Annotated in this window: 9 protein-coding genes, 2 tRNA genes and 2 pseudogenes; 11 read left to right on the top strand and 2 right to left on the bottom strand. The window is 55.8% G+C overall.

What is annotated here, in order from left to right:
• The first annotated feature begins 19 nt into the window (after positions 1 to 19).
• The 6 genes from gatC (at position 20) to ABHV46_RS15205 (ending at position 7,451) form a co-directional block, all read left to right on the top strand.
• On the top strand, positions 20 to 307 hold the full coding sequence (gene gatC / locus ABHV46_RS15180) for an Asp-tRNA(Asn)/Glu-tRNA(Gln) amidotransferase subunit GatC (RefSeq protein WP_336945514.1): 288 nt from the start codon (positions 20 to 22) through the stop codon (positions 305 to 307).
• The gene (gene gatA, locus ABHV46_RS15185; protein ID WP_438382157.1) at positions 307 to 1,785 is read left to right on the top strand and encodes an Asp-tRNA(Asn)/Glu-tRNA(Gln) amidotransferase subunit GatA; all 1,479 of its coding nucleotides are present in this window, start codon (positions 307 to 309) and stop codon (positions 1,783 to 1,785) included. Before gatC ends, gatA begins: the two co-directional genes overlap by 1 nt.
• A complete protein-coding gene (gatB, locus tag ABHV46_RS15190; protein ID WP_438382158.1) occupies positions 1,782 to 3,239 on the top strand; it encodes an Asp-tRNA(Asn)/Glu-tRNA(Gln) amidotransferase subunit GatB in 1,458 nt (485 codons plus the stop codon). The genes gatA and gatB overlap by 4 nt, the downstream gene beginning before the upstream one ends.
• An 88-nt stretch (positions 3,240 to 3,327) precedes the next feature.
• Positions 3,328 to 3,420, top strand: a tRNA-Ser gene (locus ABHV46_RS15195).
• A 251-nt stretch (positions 3,421 to 3,671) separates the two neighbouring features.
• Positions 3,672 to 6,275, top strand: coding sequence for a rhamnosyltransferase WsaF family glycosyltransferase (locus ABHV46_RS15200; RefSeq protein WP_438382159.1), 2,604 nt, complete (start codon positions 3,672 to 3,674; stop codon positions 6,273 to 6,275).
• Positions 6,276 to 6,278: 3 nt separating this feature from the next.
• Positions 6,279 to 7,451 carry a glycosyltransferase gene (locus ABHV46_RS15205; protein ID WP_438382160.1) on the top strand — a complete coding sequence of 391 codons (1,173 nt, stop codon included), beginning with the start codon at positions 6,279 to 6,281 and terminating at the stop codon, positions 7,449 to 7,451.
• 299 nt (positions 7,452 to 7,750) lie between these two features.
• Here the strand turns inward: ABHV46_RS15205 and ABHV46_RS15210 are convergent.
• Positions 7,751 to 8,486 (bottom strand): annotated as a pseudogene (locus tag ABHV46_RS15210) (IS5 family transposase).
• Positions 8,487 to 8,912: 426 nt separating this feature from the next.
• Between ABHV46_RS15210 and proP the strand changes: the two are divergent.
• The 3 genes and pseudogenes from proP (at position 8,913) to ABHV46_RS15225 (ending at position 13,502) form a co-directional block, all read left to right on the top strand.
• Positions 8,913 to 10,367, top strand: a complete 1,455-nt coding sequence (gene proP / locus ABHV46_RS15215; protein ID WP_438382161.1) for a glycine betaine/L-proline transporter ProP — start codon at positions 8,913 to 8,915, stop codon at positions 10,365 to 10,367.
• Positions 10,368 to 10,423: 56 nt separating this feature from the next.
• Positions 10,424 to 11,653 (top strand): AI-2E family transporter, encoded by a 1,230-nt coding sequence (locus tag ABHV46_RS15220; RefSeq protein WP_438382162.1) that lies wholly within the window; start codon positions 10,424 to 10,426, stop codon positions 11,651 to 11,653.
• 662 nt (positions 11,654 to 12,315) lie between these two features.
• Positions 12,316 to 13,502, top strand: a pseudogene (locus ABHV46_RS15225) (IS3 family transposase).
• Positions 13,503 to 13,653: 151 nt separating this feature from the next.
• On the opposite strand, the gene ABHV46_RS15230 reads toward ABHV46_RS15225, so the two are convergent.
• Positions 13,654 to 13,727: transfer RNA gene (locus ABHV46_RS15230), tRNA-Cys, on the bottom strand.
• Between the two features lie 194 nt (positions 13,728 to 13,921).
• On the opposite strand from ABHV46_RS15230, the gene ABHV46_RS15235 reads away from it, so the two are divergent.
• Both ABHV46_RS15235 and ABHV46_RS15240 read left to right on the top strand, forming a co-directional pair.
• Positions 13,922 to 15,391, top strand: coding sequence for a TolC family outer membrane protein (locus ABHV46_RS15235; protein WP_336945504.1), 1,470 nt, complete (start codon positions 13,922 to 13,924; stop codon positions 15,389 to 15,391).
• 340 nt (positions 15,392 to 15,731) lie between these two features.
• Positions 15,732 to 18,419, top strand: a complete 2,688-nt coding sequence (locus ABHV46_RS15240; protein ID WP_438382163.1) for a valine--tRNA ligase — start codon at positions 15,732 to 15,734, stop codon at positions 18,417 to 18,419.
• Positions 18,420 to 18,448 lie beyond the last annotated feature (29 nt).

Below are 18,448 nucleotides of genomic sequence, written 5' to 3' on the forward strand. Positions count from 1 at the left end.
TCAGGAAAGTCGATCCTTTATGTCGTTGGAAACGCGCACAGTCAGGCGCATAGCAAAACTGGCCAGAATTGGCCTCAGTGATCAGGAATGCGAAGCCATGCGCCAGGAGCTGAGTGGCATCCTGGGTTGGGTCGAGCAACTGAATGAGGTCGATGTCACCGACGTGCCGCCCATGATTGGCACTGGTCTGGCCGTGCCGCGCCTGCGTGACGACGTTGTGACCGATGGCGACAAGCGCGATGCCGTCCTGGCCAACGCACCCGACAGCGTCGGGCCTTATTTTACCGTTCCGAAGGTTGTTGAGTGATGCATGATCTGACCCTCGCCTCAGCGCGAAAGGCTCTCAGGGAGCGTCGTCTCTCGGCCGTCGAACTGACCGATCATTTTCTGGCCTCGATCAAGAAGCTGGATGGTGAGATCAACAGCTTCGTGACGGTTACCGAAGATCAGGCCCGTGCCGCCGCCCGAGCTGCCGATGCGCTGCTCGTGACCGATAACGCACCGTCGCTTTGCGGCCTGCCTCTGGGCATCAAGGATCTGTTCTGCACCAATGGTGTGCGCACCACAGCGTCGAGCAACATCCTGCGTAACTTTGTGCCGCCTTACGAAAGCACGGTGACGTCGAATCTCCTTGCTGATGGCGCGATCTTTCTCGGCAAGATGAATCTCGACGAGTTCGCCATGGGCTCGACGAACATGACCTCGGCCTTCGGTCCGGTTACCAACCCGTGGCGTCGCAAGGGCTCTGACGTGAAGCTGGTGCCAGGCGGCTCGTCGGGCGGTTCGGCTGCCGCTGTCGCTGCCGGGCTCGCTCTTGGAACGACCGGTACCGATACGGGCGGCTCTATCCGCCAGCCTGCGGCTTTCTGCGGCATCACGGGCATCAAGCCGACCTATGGTCGCTGCTCGCGCTTTGGTACGATCGCTTTCGCAAGTTCGCTCGATCAGGCGGGACCGATGGCGCGCACCATGGAAGACTGCGCCATTCTGCTCGAATCTATGGCCGGTTTCGACGCGAAGGACAGCACCTCGGTGGATCGTCCGGTGCCGCGCTACGAAGACGCTCTTGAGCGTGGCGTGAAGGGATTGAAGGTCGGTATCCCTCGTGAATACTGTCCTGACACGCTGCCTGCCGATATTGCAGCGCTTTGGGATCAGGGCATCGCCTGGCTGCGTGACGCTGGCGCCGAAATAGTTGATGTCTCCCTGCCGCACACGAAATACGGCCTGCCGACCTATTATATCGTGGCGCTGGCCGAGGCTTCTTCGAATCTCTCCCGCTATGACGGTGTGCGTTTCGGCGAGCGCGTCGATGCGGGCACGCTGGATGAGCTTTATGAAGCTACCCGTCACGCCGGGTTCGGCGAGGAAGTGCGCCGTCGTATCCTGATGGGGACGTTTGTGCTGTCGTCTGGCTATTACGATGCGTATTATCTGCGCGCCCAGAAGGTTCGCACGCTGATCCAGCGCGACTTCCTGAATGCGTTCGAGAAGGTCGATGTGCTGCTGACGCCAACGGCGCCGTCGGCTGCCTTCGCCCATTCTGAACGCCCGACCGACCCTGTGCAGATCTATCTGAACGACATTTTCACTGTGCCTGCGAGCATGGCAGGCGTTCCGGCTCTGTCGCTTCCTGCCGGGCTCGATCACGACGGGTTGCCGCTCGGGTTGCAGCTCATTGGGCGTTATTTCGAGGAAGAAACCTTGTTCGCCGCTGGACGTGTCATGGAAAAAGCGGCGGGCTTTACGCATAGACCCGCCTTGCATGCGGGAGCGTTCGCATGAGCAGCTATCATATCGAAGGCGCGACAGGCGTCTGGGAAATCGTTGTCGGACTTGAGGTCCACGCCCAGGTTATCAGCCATGCTAAGCTGTTTTCAGGTGCCTCTGCCGAATATGGCGGCGAGCCCAATACGCATGTGAGCCTGATCGATGCGGGATTCCCGGGCATGTTGCCGGTGATCAACGCCGAGTGCGTGGCGCAGGCCGTGCGTACGGGTCTCGGCCTGAACGCCCAGATCCATCTGATGAGCCGCTTCGACCGCAAGAACTACTTCTATGCCGATCTGCCGCAGGGCTATCAGATCAGCCAGTTCGCGCATCCAATCGTGGGTGAGGGGCAGGTCGAGATCGAACTCGCCGATGGTTCGGTGCGCCATATCGGCGTGACCCGTCTGCATCTTGAACAGGATGCCGGCAAATCGATGCATGATCAGGACCCGACGCGCTCGTTCATTGACCTCAACCGTGCTGGTGTGGCGCTGATGGAAATCGTCAGTGAGCCCGATATCCGCTCGCCTGAAGAGGCTGGGGCCTATCTGCGCAAGCTGCGTCAGATATTGCGTTATCTCGGTACGTGTGACGGGAACATGGAAGAAGGCTCGATGCGCGCAGACGTTAACGTCTCGGTGCGCAAGGCTGGCGAAGAGTACCGCACACGCTGCGAGATCAAGAACGTCAATTCGATCCGCTATGTCATGCAGTCGATCGAGGTCGAAGCACAGCGTCAAGTCGAGATCTGGGAGGCAGGCGGCACGGTCGATCAGGAAACACGTCTGTTCGATCATGTTCGCAGCGAGACGCGCTCCCTCCGTTCCAAGGAAGATGCGCATGATTACCGCTACTTCCCTGACCCGGATCTTCTGCCGCTTCTCATCGAGCGCGACTGGGTTGAAGGCCTGCGAGCCGCCTTGCCGGAACTGCCGGAGGCAAAGCGCGAGCGTCTGGAAAAGACGTACGGTATTTCACGCTATGAGTCGGGCGTTCTGACGGTCGAGCAGGGTATCGCCGATTTCTTCGAGACGGTAGCCAAGGGAAGTGACGCGCGTCTGGCCGTCACCTGGATGCTGGGCGATTTCTTTGCTGCGCTGAACCGCACGGGCGCCACGATCGAAACGAGCCCGGTCAAGGCTGAGGGGCTCATGGAGCTGCTGGCACTGATCACGGACTCGACGATCAACGGCAAGATCGCCAAGGAAGTGCTCGAAGACATGTTTGAGACGGGCGATTCGGCCTCCGTCATTGTCGAGCGTAAGGGGCTGCGTCAGGTTACCGATACCGGCGCTATCGAAGCTGAGATCCGTGGCATCCTTCAGGCCCATGCTGACAAGCTGGCCGAATATAAGAGCGGTAAGGACAAGCTCTTCGGGTTCTTCGTTGGCCAGACCATGAAAGCCATGAAGGGTAAGGCCAATCCGGCTATGGTGAACGAATTGCTGCAAAAGCTTCTGGCAGAATAAAAAATCTGCAAAAGGGGGGTTTGACGCAAGCCGCAAATCCCCCTAGAAGCAGTTCTGCAAACGCCGTGAAAACTGCGTCCCTCAAGGCGGAGGGGTGGCCGAGAGGCTGAAGGCGGCGGTTTGCTAAACCGTTGTACGATGTCAAGTCGTACCGTGGGTTCGAATCCCATCCCCTCCGCCATTTTTTCATATTATATCAGTGATTTTTTCGAACCAATGCGCGAGCTATGCTCTGGCTGGTTATTGTCCGTGTGTGTAATCGGCAATATTGAGTCCCCATCTTACTAGAATGGCGTCAAGCACGTTGCTGGGGACTATTGTGAGTAAGAAACAACCTGAAATAATTGCTTTGCATTATCGAGAGATGTAGAGTTTAAACTTGAGTTTTCGTAACGTGCCGCGTTGCAGAGTGAGGTCTCGAGAATTTTCATCATGGATATAGAGAAAAAAACCGAGCAAAATATCTATAACGAAGAGTATTACAGGTCTCACTGTGGTCCGATACCATACAAGCGGGATAGTTATTGGATAAATTGTTTTGGTAATATTGCAGATAATATAGTTAGAGCTTTCGCCCCCCGTAAGGCATTTGACGCTGGGTGTGCGATTGGTCTCCTCGTAGAGTGCTTATGGGATCGAGGCGTAGAGACACATGGGCGTGATGTATCTAGCTATGCTCTTGAGCAGGCCCGCCCGGATATCCGTCCGTATCTCGAAGAAGGTTCGATAGCCGAGCCCATCAATGAGAAATTCGATTTCATAAGTTGCATCGAGGTTTTTGAGCATTTAGAGGATGCAACGGCTAGGAAAGCTATTGCGCAGATTGCGGCTTCTACTTCGCGCGTTTTGTTTTCATCGACTCCAGTCGATTTTGACGAGCCGACGCATGTAAATGTGCGACCGTCGCTTTATTGGTTGGAATTGTGGGCGGACGCGGGGTTTGCGCCAAATATTACCCATGACGCGGGCTATCTTGCGCCCCATGCGTATGTCCTCGAGCGATCGGAGGAGGGAAGAAGCTATCGCGATCTCGTTTCTTTCGCGGATAGAATTCGTCATCGGTTAGCGCTGGCGTCGCTAGGGACACAGTGCGTAGAACTGAGGGAAGAGCTTTCTCGGACTCGCGCGGCCTGCGAGACGCAAAACGCTGTACTGAAGTCGCAAAGTGACGAAATGGCGCTTGAGCGAAAAGTTCTTCAAAAAGAGACGCTCGACATGCGTCATAAAATAAAAATAATAAATCGCGAAAAAGAGAAACTACTTTACGACCTAAATAAGTTTCGTGGTGATTATCATCACCAGGAAACAAAGATGTCAGAACTTCGGGAAAATCTCGAACGCTCTAATAGAGAGCGCGATCTACATCAGGCGCATCACGCAGCAGTAGTGAATTCTACGGTCTGGAAAGCGACGTCGAAGGTTCTTGCGTTCCCGCCTCTCGCTGCGCCCAGAAGTAGGCGCCTTATGAGGAGAGGTGCTCGTTTCGTGCGGAGTTTGAGAGCGTTGCAGTTGCGTGGAGGCCCTAAGGGTTTTCGTGAGCGCTTAAGGCTTCTCTCATCGAGTGCGTTTTTCGATTCTAAATGGTATCTAGGTCGCTATCCCGATGTGGCTATGAGCGGTCTCGACCCAGCGATCCACTATGCTCGCTTTGGTTATCTTGAAAACAGAACACCGCATCCCGAATTTGACGTCGAGCGATATCGCTTCATTCACCCCGCAGCGGATGGAACGCCCGGAGAGATCTTTTTCGAGGCACTGCGTAACGACACTGTGAAAGACGGGATTCCGCCTCGTAGTGGAACTGAACTTTCTGCTTCCCGTAGGCTATTCCTTGCCCCCAGTAATCCAGCGCTGAATCAGGTTTTGGAAACCGCTCATGACATCGTTGAGCGACGTTTTCCGGATCTGACGCCGCTCGCAGTCTATGCGTCGCCGGGAGTTAAGCGCCGGATTACCGTTGTCACGGATAGTATCGGGCGCGAAAGTCTATATGGGGGAGTGGGAACTGCGCTGCTGTTTTCGGCGCTAGCGGCAAACCGTTTAGGCGCTGATCTTCGCATAGTGACGCGCTCTCAAGAATCGAGCGCCGATCCTCTTACCGCCTTGTTCGCAGGTAGTGGCGTATCATGGGAAGGAAATGTGGAGATACTCTATTCTCCCAAGGGCTTCGAAGTAGAGGGACATAATGTCCCAGTATCTGAACATGATCTTTTCGTGACGACATCTTGGTGGACGACGCGATCGACGCTACAGGCGGTAGGAGCCCGTAAGGTGATTCAGTTCATCCAAGAAGATGAGCGGATGTTTTACCCGATGGGAGACGAATTTTTACGTTGTAGCGAAGTGTTCTCCACGAACGGCACTCTTAAGATAGTTAATTCCAACATCCTTCTCGATCACTTCAGAAGGAGCGGGGTACTGGAAGATGCTATCGCTTTCGAGCCGTCTTTCCCGTCTGAGTTATATTACTGCGATGTTGAGAAAGAAACTGCGGCAAAGCAGAAAAAGAAGTTCTTTTTTTATGCTCGACCGCATAATTACAGAAATTTGTACTATAGAGGGTTGGAGGTAATATGTGCATGTATAGAAAGGGGAATACTCAATCCTGACGAATGGGATTTTTATTTTGCCGGTCATGGTACGGGAGCGATCTCTCTGCCTAGAAATACTCAGTCGATCACGCCGGGCGTTATGACATGGCCAGAGTACGCGGGATTTATAAGAGAGATGGATCTGGGGCTATCGCTTATGTATACGCCTCATCCTAGTTATCCTCCTCTAGATCTTGCTGCAAGCGGATGTGTTGTTGTAACTAACAAATGTGGCATCAAGACAAATCTAGATAAATATTCCGAAAATATTATTTGCGCAGATCCAGATCTGGAGTCTCTTGTATCCGCCACGCGAGAGGCTTTGGCGCTTTCCGCTGATATTGATGAAAAGCAGCGACGTTATGCTCGAAACGGTCTGGCCCGTAACTGGACGGAATCTATGGCACCAGCGCTTGATCGTCTTGAAAGCTGGGTGAGAGTCTAAAATATGTATACATCAAGTATAGTTCCATATACATATTCAAACCCTTGGGATGTATCATTTGAGCAGAGATTCGATCTGCTTACGCGAGGAAAATATCGTGTCGCATATTACTATGCGACACCCGACACAAGCACGTTCCGATATCGCGCTTTTAATGTTTCTCAAGCACTAGCTCTCGGCCCTGAGGAAAGTACCGTCTCAGCGTCTTGGTTTGTCGCGGATGATTTTGCCAGAATGGGGCGTGTTCTTGATTCGTGCGATGCTTTAGTTCTGTGTCGTAACTCCCTTTACAATGGTAAAGTGGCACGGTTAGCCGCACGGGCCCGAACGCTTGGAAGGCGTATTTATTTCGACGTTGATGATCTCGTATTTGATCCGTCCTATACTCACTTGTTAATGGATACTTTAAACGTCGATCTCAACAATGACGGAGTATGGGATTACTGGCATGCCTACATAGGTCGTGCTGGCGCTACTTTCGAATTGGCGGATGCAGCTATAGTGACAAACGACTTCTTGGCTGAGCGGGCGCAGAAATGGTCGGGAAAAGAGGCGAAGATATTACCTAATTTCTATAATAAAGAGCAGGGTGATATCTCAGAAGAAATATGGGTGTGTAAAGAGAGAGATTCGTGGTCGAGAGATGAATATATTCATCTTGCCTATTTCAGTGGATCACCCTCTCATGACCGTGACTTTAGTCTTATTGCTGATCCTATCGCAAAAATCATGGACTACGATAGCCGGGTAAGGCTTATCATCGTTGGCTTTCTGAATAACTCGACGCCTCTGAGTAGGCATTCAGATCGTGTTACTATTCTTTCTTTAAAAGATTTTATAAATCTTCAACGAGAAATAGGGGCAGTTGAAATCAATCTTGTGCCGCTGCAGGACAACCCCTTTACGAATTGCAAATCAGAGTTGAAATATTTCGAAGCGGCAATTGTCGGTGCCGTTACCGTTGCGTCGCCCACGCATGCCTATCGCCATGCTATCAAACAGGGCGAAAATGGTTTTCTATCAGCAGCGCATAAATGGAAGGAAACTCTTGAGCATGTGATCTCACTCTTTGATAGTGGATCGCAGCGGGAGCTTCTTTGCCGAAGCCGCCAACATGCCATGGCGCAATATGACTGGCGTAATCAGAAAGAAAAAATCGAATCGGTTTTCCTTTAGTCTCATCGGTAATTCGCTTGGCCTTTTTCTTTCTTTCTTCTCTTTCTGATGTTGAGTGATGTTTAGCGTATACTGAGCATCAGAATGGCTGCCAGCTATATTTCTGTAATTCTTTGACGTGCGAACCTCTTCCACGCAGTAACAGGCTCTCGATATAGAGGACAGGAGTCTGCAAGTTATCGCTCCGACGACCGGTCACGTAACTGGTATCAACTGTTCTGTGCAAACATGTCTGGGGTTTAGCTACTTGAGCGGTTTGGCGCTTGTGGCGCCGATATCACGGCTTCGGCTATGCCCTATTAGGTCTTGATGTGATCTGCGGCGGCTGCGATGCAGATCTCTGAGGAGACGGAGATGGCGGTTTTCTCGTATCGGAGGGCAATGGCTCTCCACCCTCTGACCGAGCCCAAAGTTTTTCCACCAGGTGACGATTTCGATAGGCTCATTTGGGGCACTAAAGGGACGGCTCATTTCGTTCGGTCGGAATGACCGGCCGCGAGCCTCTGCCCCACAAATCTTCACGAACCCGGTTTGAGGCATATCCCCGGTCGCAGACGACATTGCGGGGCGCAGCCGGCAATGCGCTCAGGAGAGCTATGGCAGCCGACAGTTCGTGCGGCCTGCCCCAGGGTCAAGGTAGATTAAAGCGCTTTTCGCGCCCCTCGGCCGCCACGCAGACCTTGCTGCCAAAGTCTCTGGTTTTCTCGGGATTCCCCTTTTTGAAGGCCTCTGCCGCCTGGTAGTGCGCCCTGATGTTGTGTCGTCGAGAAAGACCATGCTCGAGGCTGGATCCCGGTCTATCGCTTGCTCGAATAGTGCATCCCACACACCAAGCCTCGCCCAGCGAATGAAAAGTTGAGCAGCGGTTCACCAGAGGCCGAACTCCGAAGGAAGAGAGCAACATTTTGCGCCATTCTGGTGACGTTAGAAGATCGCCGATACCGTCAGGCGTAGGGTGCATGCCGGTGTTTTGCCTTTGGGTCGCACCACCTCGATCAAAGGCTTCCGAACCCGCCACGTATTATCAGAAATCACAGACTACATCAGCCTCATCATCAAGAGCTTTGCGGACCTACTGCATCTTCAAGACCTAACAGGCCCTAGCCGGATGGCCACTCATCATACGGATAAAATTCCTGTTTGCACCTTAGCGTTTAGGGCAATTTCAGGGGGTCTTTTACGGACCAGTTCTCTGCGTGGCCGTTGGACCGCATGTAACATGGGAGGCGGGTTTTCGCAGGGTCTCCGTTTCGAGCAGCACTATAGGAACTCACGGTCGGCCTGACGTGTACAATTACGTCCGTCAAGCGGAATACTTTTACGCCTCGAACAAGGTTACATTTTCGACATTTTAAGAGTGATATGATATCATAAGTTCATGATTTCGTTAGCGTCTGCGAAAGTAGGGCTCATACCCTGCAATGAAAACCGAGCCCTCAAAACGAAGAGGAAGCTTGCTCGATGAAAAAAAGCTCTTTTTCTCACCCTCATCTCGGATGGTTCAAACATCGACGTCAGCTCGATCGTCGTGATATCACTGTCGTCGATTCTGATATGCTAAAACGTGCTGTCGGTGCTGCAGCACTCGGCAACGCCATGGAGTGGTTCGATTTCGGCGTTTATGGCTACATCGCCGTAACGCTGGGAAAGGTCTTTTTTCCTACTACCGATGCGTCGACCAGTCTGATCGCGACCTTGGCCACATTTGCGATCGCATTTCTCATACGACCCATCGGTGGGGCATTCTTCGGCCCTCTGGGCGACAGGTATGGTCGACAGAGAGTTCTCGCCGCCACCATGATCGCCATGGCGCTCGGAACCTTTGCGATCGGTCTTATCCCGTCCTACGCCTCCATCGGTATATGGGCGCCGATAGCGCTACTCACTGCGCGCCTCGTCCAAGGGTTCTCGACTGGTGGCGAGTATGGAGGCGCCGCGACGTTCATCGCCGAGTATTCAACAGATCGCCGCAGAGGCCTGATGGGAAGCTGGCTGGAGTTTGGCACTCTTGCAGGATATGTCGCCGGCGCAGGTCTCGTGACCTTGTTGCAAGTAGGTTTAGGCGAGCAGACGATGCTAGCTTGGGGCTGGCGCGTTCCGTTCCTTCTCGCCGCGCCTTTAGGGCTTCTGGGGTTATATGCCCGTACGAGACTGGAAGAGACACCGTCTTTCAAAGCCTATGCCCTTGAAGCTGAAAAGCGGGAACATGCACGCCCAGGCTGGCGCTATCTCTTCACCGCGCACTGGCGACAACTGGCCAAATGCGTTGGGCTCGTGCTGGTCTTCAACGTAACCGACTACATGCTGCTCGCTTACATCCCGAGCTACATGACTGTTTCTCTGGGCTACGCGGAGAGCAAGGGGCTGATCCTCGTCATTGTTGTGATGATCCTGATGATGCCGCTCAACATTGCTGGTGGTTTTCTTAGCGATCGTATCGGACGCCGCCCGATGATATTGGGAGCGTCAGCCGCACTGCTCCTTCTTTCCATCCCGTGCTTTCATTTGATTCAGAGCCATTCTGACAGTCTTATCTTTATGGGGCTAATGCTGCTCGGCATTGCGTTGGCGGGGTTTACAAGCTCCATGCCATCTACACTGCCAGCATTATTTTACACCCCTATTCGCTACACGGCTCTTTCGGTAGCGTTCAACCTGTCTGTTTCTCTGTTCGGCGGGACGACACCCCTCCTTATGGCTTGGCTGGTCAAGAAGACAACATATCTGGACACGCCTGCCTGGTACCTGATGGGGGCAGCATTCGTCGGCATCGTCACTATGCTTACTGTTCGCGAAACGGCTGGAATGCCTTTGCGAGGATCACCGCCAGCCGTAGGCAGTGCCGAAGAAGCAAAAGACTTACTGCAAAGCGGGGCGGCTATAACGGTCGACCCTGTTCCTCCCGCAGCTACTTGATATCGACATCACGATCCCGACAGCACACCAACCGTCAAAAAGGAACATATTGTCAGATGGCCTCTCGTCTCATTTCTGAACGTCATCCTTGGGTAAAGTATCTCGCACTTATCAGCATGGGCGTTGCGATATACGCTGGGGCAATCTGGATCTCGTTCTCGCTTATCGTCGCTTTGGCATGGGGGGCGGTCATCGCCATTGCTGTACGACCAATACAGCGTAAACTCGGGCAGTTCATCGGTGCGAAGCTTGCTGCCGTCAGCCTTATCGGGCTGACATGCGTAATCTTCACAATCATGGCGGGCATCGCGGGATATGGTGCGGTGACCGAAATCGGCTCGCTTTCTGCAAAAGCCCATCGTTTTATCGCCCCTCATGAGACATCAGCCCCGGCGAATGGTTCTGACTTCGCCACGCAAGACCGTGCGGTACCGCCGCAGAATGACGAGAGTGCCGGGAAGCCTGCCGCGGCGGATCACAACGAGAGAGAAGCTGGTTCGGGCTTAACCGACGGGGCTAAGCCCGTCCTTCCCCCAGCCGTCTCCGCGCGGATTGACAAGGTCAAAAGCATTCTCCCTGCAAGCCTAGCAAACAAGATCGACCCGCAGCAGATCATTAAGATGGCCAAGGCTCAGGCCAAATCTATCTCGAAGATCGCAGGGCTTGCTGCGTTATCCTTCCTCAAAGGTATTCCGCATCTCTTGGAAGCCTTTTTCATTGCCATGCTCACTGCAGCTTGCTGCCTTCTGTCCTACGGGCGAATTACTTCGTCTCTCCGTACGGTCAGCATTGAACTCACACAGCGCGACGATATTCTCCTGCACATCGTTCGCAGCGTTCGTGGTGCCGTCAACGGGCTGGTTCTCGTCGGTATCGGTGAGGCGCTCATATGCTCGCCCTTGATCTTCATTGCGGATGCCGGGCATGCCGTCATCCTGACAATCGTTTTGGCCATTGCCGCATCGATTCCCTTCTGCGGTTATCCGGCGGCGATTCTTGTCGGCGGCATCGTCGCGGCCTCAGGGTCGATGAATATGGGCATTGCCGTTGCCGGCTGGGGCGTTTTCGTTCTGTTCTGCGGAGAGCATTTCGCCCGTCCGAAGTTCATTTCCGACGAGACCCGCCTGCCGTTCCTGCACACGATGATTGCCATCCTGGGGGGACTGCACATGCTTGGCCTGGTAGGCCTCTTCATTGGGCCGGCTATTGTCGCTGCGGCTCATATGCTTTGGTGCGAACTCGACGGTTCACACCGGAGTCCCGAGGTTTCGAAACAAAGCGCCTGAACCACTCTCTACACCGTCTGGAACAACGGATCGCCCGGAGACGGGCGAGCTTGGCGACGTGGCACGAACCGCAACAAGGGCGGGCATTGTACGGATCGAGCGCCGTGACGCAGTCTTTCGGTTCATCAATGTAACCGCCGATTGCCCGGCAGTCGCAGCACTCACAGGCCTAACAGCTTCGGTCAGGATGGGCCAGAAAGCCCAGCATCAAGCCGCGCCACCCAAATGAGAGAGACAGGGAAGGTCGTGGACTTTCTCTGCGCCGCCAGTCGTCTGGATGGCGTGAGAGAAGGCCCCGCCTGAAGATTTCTCAGATGATGTCGTGTCACAAGAGCTCTCTCTGTTGTCAGGTTCAGTCGTCGATCCTGGCTATCTGCGCGTAACGTTGCGCCATGACTTCGAAGGCGTCGTACGGTTCTGAAGCTCTTGCTCCTTGGTCGCGCGATCACCGCCCATAATGTGATCCACGTCGTTCATCAGGGCTCCGAAACCCTGTCGGGCGACGTCTACCCTATCGTTCTTGGGACTACGGCCGATCGTGCTGTTTCCCATTCCCGCATTCTTATGAAAGGCACTGTCAGTAGCGCCGGGGAGAAGAGAGGTGGACCCCATTTTTCAGACAGGGGGTTAAGCTATAGACCGGCCTGAGAAAGGACTGGTTTATGGGTAAGGTTACGCGGAAACGGTATTCGGGTGAGTTCAAGTCTCGTGTTGCCCTGGAGGCGATCCGGGGCGAGCAGACGCTGGCGGAACTGGCGTCGAAGCACGGTGTGCATCAGACGATGATTGCCCAGTGGAAGCGCCAGGCAGTTGAGGGCATGGCAGGCATCTTCTCCGGCAAGCCAGCACCGGAGGCGACAGCCAGTCCGGCCGATGTGGAGAAACTCCACGCCAAGATCGGCCAATTGCTGGTGGAACGGGATTTTTTACGGGATGCCTCTGTGCGGTTGGGCGTGCTCAGAGGCGACAAATGATTGACCTGAAGCGGCCTCGGCTTTCCGTGGTGCGGCAGTGCACGCTGCTGCAGCTGAACCGGTCTGGCGTCTACTACCGGCCCGTGCCGGAGGACGACGCGAACCTTGCCCTGATGCGGCTGATCGACGCGCAGTTTCTGGAGACGCCGTATTACGGGTCGCGGCAGATGACGCGATATCTTCAGCGGCTCGGCCATGATGTCGGGCGCAAGCGGGTGCGTCGGCTTATGGCAATCATGAGGCTGCGGGCGATCTACCAGGCGCCACGCACGACCGTACCGCATCCGGCGCATCGGACATGTCCTTATCTCCTGCGGGACTTGGTGATCGACCGACCCAATCAGGTCTGGTGTTCGGACATCACCTACATTCCGATGCGCAAGGGCTTCCTGTATCTCGTGGCGATCATGGATTGGTCGACCCGCAAGGTGCTGTCGTGGCGGCTGTCGAACACGATGGATGCGGAGTTCTGCATCGAGGCGCTGCGGGAGGCCCTAGTGCGCTATGGTGCACCCGAGATTTTCAATACGGATCAGGGGTCGCAATTCACGACACCCCGGTTCACTGAAGTTCTGGAAGCGCGTCAGATACGCATCAGCATGGACGGGCGTGGGCGGTGGCTGGACAACGTCTTCATCGAGCGCCTGTGGCGATCCCTGAAATACGAATGCGTCTATCTGCACGCTTTTGAGACCGGATCGGAACTGCGGACCGGCCTTACGGCATGGATCAACCATTAGAACGGAAAGCGGCCGCATTCGGCTTTGGCTGGACGCACGTCGGATGAGGCGTATCATGACGCGCCAACGCCCTTGGGTCCGGGGTTAATCCCGGACCCAAGGGCCAACAGCAACGCCGTCAAACGGGCGGCATAACAACGACCGGCTATAGCTTATCAGGCCCCAAAAACTGTCCAAACGGAGGGGGCCACCTCTGCTATGAAACGCATGGAGATTGTAAAACGCCGCTAGGAAGTTCTGTAAAACTTCTCATAAATGGCAGTTTTCTGCGCTTTTTCGGGGAAATTGGAGGTCCGGGCGGGAATCGAACCCACATTCGCGGATTTGCAGTCCGCTACATCACCATTCTGCCACCGGACCTTACCGGGTGTGAGCGCTATATCTCTTTACCGGGCGCCGGGGTCAAGGGGGTATCTCGTTGAGGCGCGAGAAATAAGAAGAAATTTCCGCAGTCGGCCAAATATGCCATAGAGATGCTGCGGGACGCCTGATACCGAAGAGATGATCACTGTCATTACGTCATCTCAGCGCCGTCCTCATTCGAAAGGGCATCCATGAAACGGGATCAATCACGGGTCTATACTTCTCTGGGCGTTGGCCTGGTCGTTCTTCTCAGGAGTACGACTGCGCTTGCCCAGACCTATGACGGTAAAGGCTCGCCCGAATTCGTTCCCCATACGCTGCAGGAAGCCTTGGCAACGGCTTATCTGACGAATCCGACCCTCCAGCAGGAACGTGCAAAGCTGCGCGCGGCAGACGAGCAGGTGCCGACGGCGCTAGCGGGCTGGAGACCGAAAATCGAAGGGCAGGCGGCCCTGACCTATTATCAGGGCATCAACGCGTACGGTGCTCAGGGTGCTCAGCCCGGTTCGGCGTTCGGTACGCCTGCCTATAACCGCAAATATGCCACGCCTGGATATCAGGGCGGCGTGACGATTACCGAGAATCTCTATCAAGGCGGTAAAACGACTGCCCAGTCTCATCAGGCCGTCAATACGGTCATGGCTGAACGGGCCCAGCTGATCGAGACCGAGCAGGAAGTCTTTACTGACGTCGTTTCTGCCTATCTCGGCGTGGTGCGCAGCGAGCAGCTTCTTCAGATCAACATCAATAACGAGCATGTGCTCGAAGAGCAGCTCAAGGCGACGCAGGATCGTTTCCAGCAGGGCGAGATTACCCGCACGGATGTGGCGCAGGCGCAGGCTGCCCTGGCAACAGCGAAGGCTTCGCGTCAGCAGGGCGAAGGTACCTTGAGGGCAGCACAGGCCACCTACCTGCAGATCGTGGGCGTGCCGCCCGCACCGAATCTTGTAGCCCCTCAGCCACTCTCTCTTCCCGTCAAGATCGAACGTGACGCCGTTGTCGAGGCGACACGCAATAACCCGACAATCATCAACGCTCTTTTCACCGAGGCGGCGCAGAAAGATAATTTTTCTGTCCAGATGGCGACGATCATGCCGAAAATCTCGGCTCAGCTCGGCTATTCCTATGTGAAGAACCAGGGCTACGGCCGCATGGTCACCGATAACAAATTCGGCACCATCAATTTCGACGTGCCGATTTATCAGGGTGGAGCTGAGTATGCCGCTGTCCGTCAGGCGCGTCAGCAATACCTCGCTGCACGCCGCGCCGTCGATATCGCCCGCCGTAGCGCGGCTCAGTCGGCTTCCGCAAACTGGCAGCAATTGCACTCCTATACCGACTCGATTTCGAGCAATCGTGCGGCCATCGCCGCCAACGTCGTGGCTCTCGATGGCGTAGAGCGCCAGGCGATTGTCGGGACGAGTTCGACGCTTGAAGTGCTTCAGCAGCAGCAGACCCTGCTTCAGGCCCAGACGGCTCTCGTACAGAATCTGAGTGGTCTGGTGCAGTCGTCCTATGCCGTGGCCGCAGCGATGGGCCGTCTGACCGCTGCCGACCTCAAGCTCAACGTGCCGATCTACGATGAGAAGGCCTATTACAACGCGGTCAAGGATCGGCTCTGGGGTATTAACGACTACGCTGTCGGTCAGCCCGGCCGCTGATCTCATGGACGGGTTATGGGGCGCGCGGTTCTTGCCCCTCCGAGCGTTCGTCTTTCTGGCGGGCGCCTGCCTGCCGCGATCTGACTAACAGCCGGGCGCAACTTTGCCTTCGGGCGTTCGGTCAAAACGCGGCTGGACTGCCGTTCAGTCTTGAAACTTGCCGTTCATCTGGTCATACGCTTCGTGTCTGAAATACGGAATCCTGCCTCGCTCTCAACGGCTGTCCGTGGCTCCATCTGGCGACGCCGGAGGACTATGGAAGCGAGAGAGTTCGGCAGCTTCAAAGCGTGTCCGGCGTGGCTTTCGAGCTGGGCAGGACCAGACAGGTGACAGGAAGAATATGCTCGAAAAGACCTTTGACCCCGCGGCATGTGAAGCCCGCCTCTACGCCCAGTGGGAGAAGTCGGGTCTTTTCGCGGCACATCCCGAGGCGCCGGGCGACGCCTATTCCATCATGTTCCCGCCGCCGAACGTCACCGGTACGCTGCATTTCGGCCATGCACTCGATTTCGTGCTGCAGGATATCCTGATTCGCTGGAAGCGCCTCGAAGGGGGCAATGTGCTCTGGCAGCCTGGCACCGATCATGCCGGTATTGCCACGCAGATGGTGGTCGAGCGCGTTCTCGACAAGGAAGGTCTCAGCCGCAAGGAAATGGGACGCGAGAAATTTCTCGAACGCGTCTGGGCGTGGAAAGAACAGTCCGGCGGCCAGATCATTCAGCAGCTTCGCACGCTCGGCGCGTCGGCCGACTGGGAGCGCGAGCGCTTCACCATGGATGAAGGCCTGTCGCGCGCTGTGCGCGACGTGTTCGTCACGCTGCACCAGCAGGGGCTTATCTATCGCGCCAAGCGCCTCGTTAATTGGGATCCCGCTTTCCGCTCGGCCATTTCCGATCTTGAGGTCGAAAACCGCGAGACCAAGGGGTCGATGTGGTATCTGCGCTACCCGGTCGAGGGCGGCGGCACGATCGTGGTCGGCACCACGCGTCCCGAAACCATGCTGGGCGATACGGCTGTGGCCGTGCATCCGGAGGATGAGCGTTATACCGCGTTGATCGGCAAGTTTGTCACACTGCCACTGACGGGTCGTCGTATTCCTATCGTGGCCGATACCTACTCCGACCCGGAAAAGGGCAGCGGTGCGGTCAAGATCACGCCGGGTCATGATTTCAACGATTTCGAGGTCGGCAAGCGACACGATCTGCCGATGCCAAGCATCCTCGATGAGGCTGCTGCCATTTGGCTGGATGAGATCGCGGATGAACTGCGTGATGTCGAGGGGCTGTCCTCGATTGCTTTCGTGCGCTCGCTTGAGGGTATCGACCGTCTTGAGGCCCGCAAGCGCATTGTCGAGGAACTCGAGCGTCTGGAGCAGATCGAGAAGATCGAGCCGCATACGCTGCAAGTGCCCTATGCCGAGCGCGGCGGTGCCATTGTCGAGCCGCGTCTGACCGAGCAGTGGTACTGCGACGCTGCCACCCTGGCCCAGCCTGCCATCAAGGCGGTCGAAGACGGGCGTATCCGTTTTGAGCCGCAGCAATGGGAAAACACCTATTTTGCCTGGATGCGCGACATCCAGCCTTGGTGCATCAGCCGCCAGCTCTGGTGGGGGCATCGCATTCCGGCCTGGTACGGTCCCGAAGGCAGTGTTTTTGTTGCTCGCAGCGAAGAAGAGGCTCTCGAGCAGGCTCGCACGCAATTTGGTGCCGATGTTAGCCTGACCCGTGATGAAGACGTGCTGGACACGTGGTTCAGCTCCGCGCTCTGGCCCTTCACAACGCTTGGCTGGCCCGACAAGACGCCCGAACTGGCACGCTATTATCCGACCAGCACGCTTGTTACCGGGTTCGATATCATTTTCTTCTGGGTCGCCCGGATGATGATGATGGGGCTGCACTTCATGGACGACGTGCCGTTTCGCACGGTGCTCATCCATGGACTGGTGCGTGACGAGCGTGGCCAGAAAATGTCCAAGAGCAAGGGCAACGGTCTCGACCCGCTTGAGCTGGTTGGAGAATTCGGTGCGGATGCCACGCGTATGGCGATCTGCGCTCTTACCGGGCCGGGGCGCGATATCAAGTTCGGTCGCAAGCGCGTCGAGGATTATCGCACCTTCATCACCAAGATCTGGAACGCGGCTCGGTTCTGCGAGATGAACGGCGTGAAGCCGGTTGAGGGCTTCGATCCGGCGAAGGTCCAGAGCGTATTGGGCCGCTGGATTCTGGATGAGACGGCCAAGGCGGTCAGCGCGGCCAAGGCGGCACTCGATGCCTATCGTTTCGACGAGCTCGCGGCAGCTTGCTACCGCTTCGTCTGGAACGTCTTCTGCGACTGGTTCCTGGAGCTGGCCAAGCCCGCTTTCGCGTCAGAAAACACGCCAGAGCAGGATGAAATCCGTGCGGTTACCGCCCATGTTCTGGGCACGATCCTGCAGATCATGCACCCGGTCATTCCGTTCGTGACCGAAGAGCTATGGCAGTCTTTCGGCTTTGGCGGCAGTGTTGCGCAATCGGCTTGGCCCGTTCCGCCCCAGCCTCGTGATGCGGCTCAGGCCTCAGCCGAAATGGATTGGGTTATTCGTCTTATCGGCGAGATTCGCACCATTCGCTCGGAGATGAACATTCCGCCTGCACAGATGGTGCCGGTGCTTCTGCGCGATGCCGCTTCCCAGACATTGGCGCGCGCCGAAAGCTGGTCTGCCGTGATCGGGCGTATGGCGCGGGTCGCATCCGTTTCGGCCCTGTCGGGCGAACCGCCGAAAGCTGCCGCTCTGACGGTAATCGATGAAGCGACCCTTGTGCTGCCGCTCGAGGGGCTGATTGATATCGGTGCCGAAATCCAGCGTCTCGAAAAGGAAATCGATCGTCTTGGCAAGGAGATCGACAAGGTTGAGCGCAAGCTCGGCAATGCCGATTTTGTCGCCCGCGCCAAGCCGGAAGTGGTGGAAGAAAACCGTGAACGTCTGACCAGCTTCACCCATGATCGTGCCCGTCTTGTTGCGGCTCTGAACCGCCTTTCAGGGTCCTGAGTTTTGCAAGGTTCCGGAGCGGCCCGTCA

Origin of the sequence: Asaia sp. BMEF1 (genome assembly GCF_051628905.1) — a bacterium.
Lineage (GTDB): Bacteria > Pseudomonadota > Alphaproteobacteria > Acetobacterales > Acetobacteraceae > Asaia.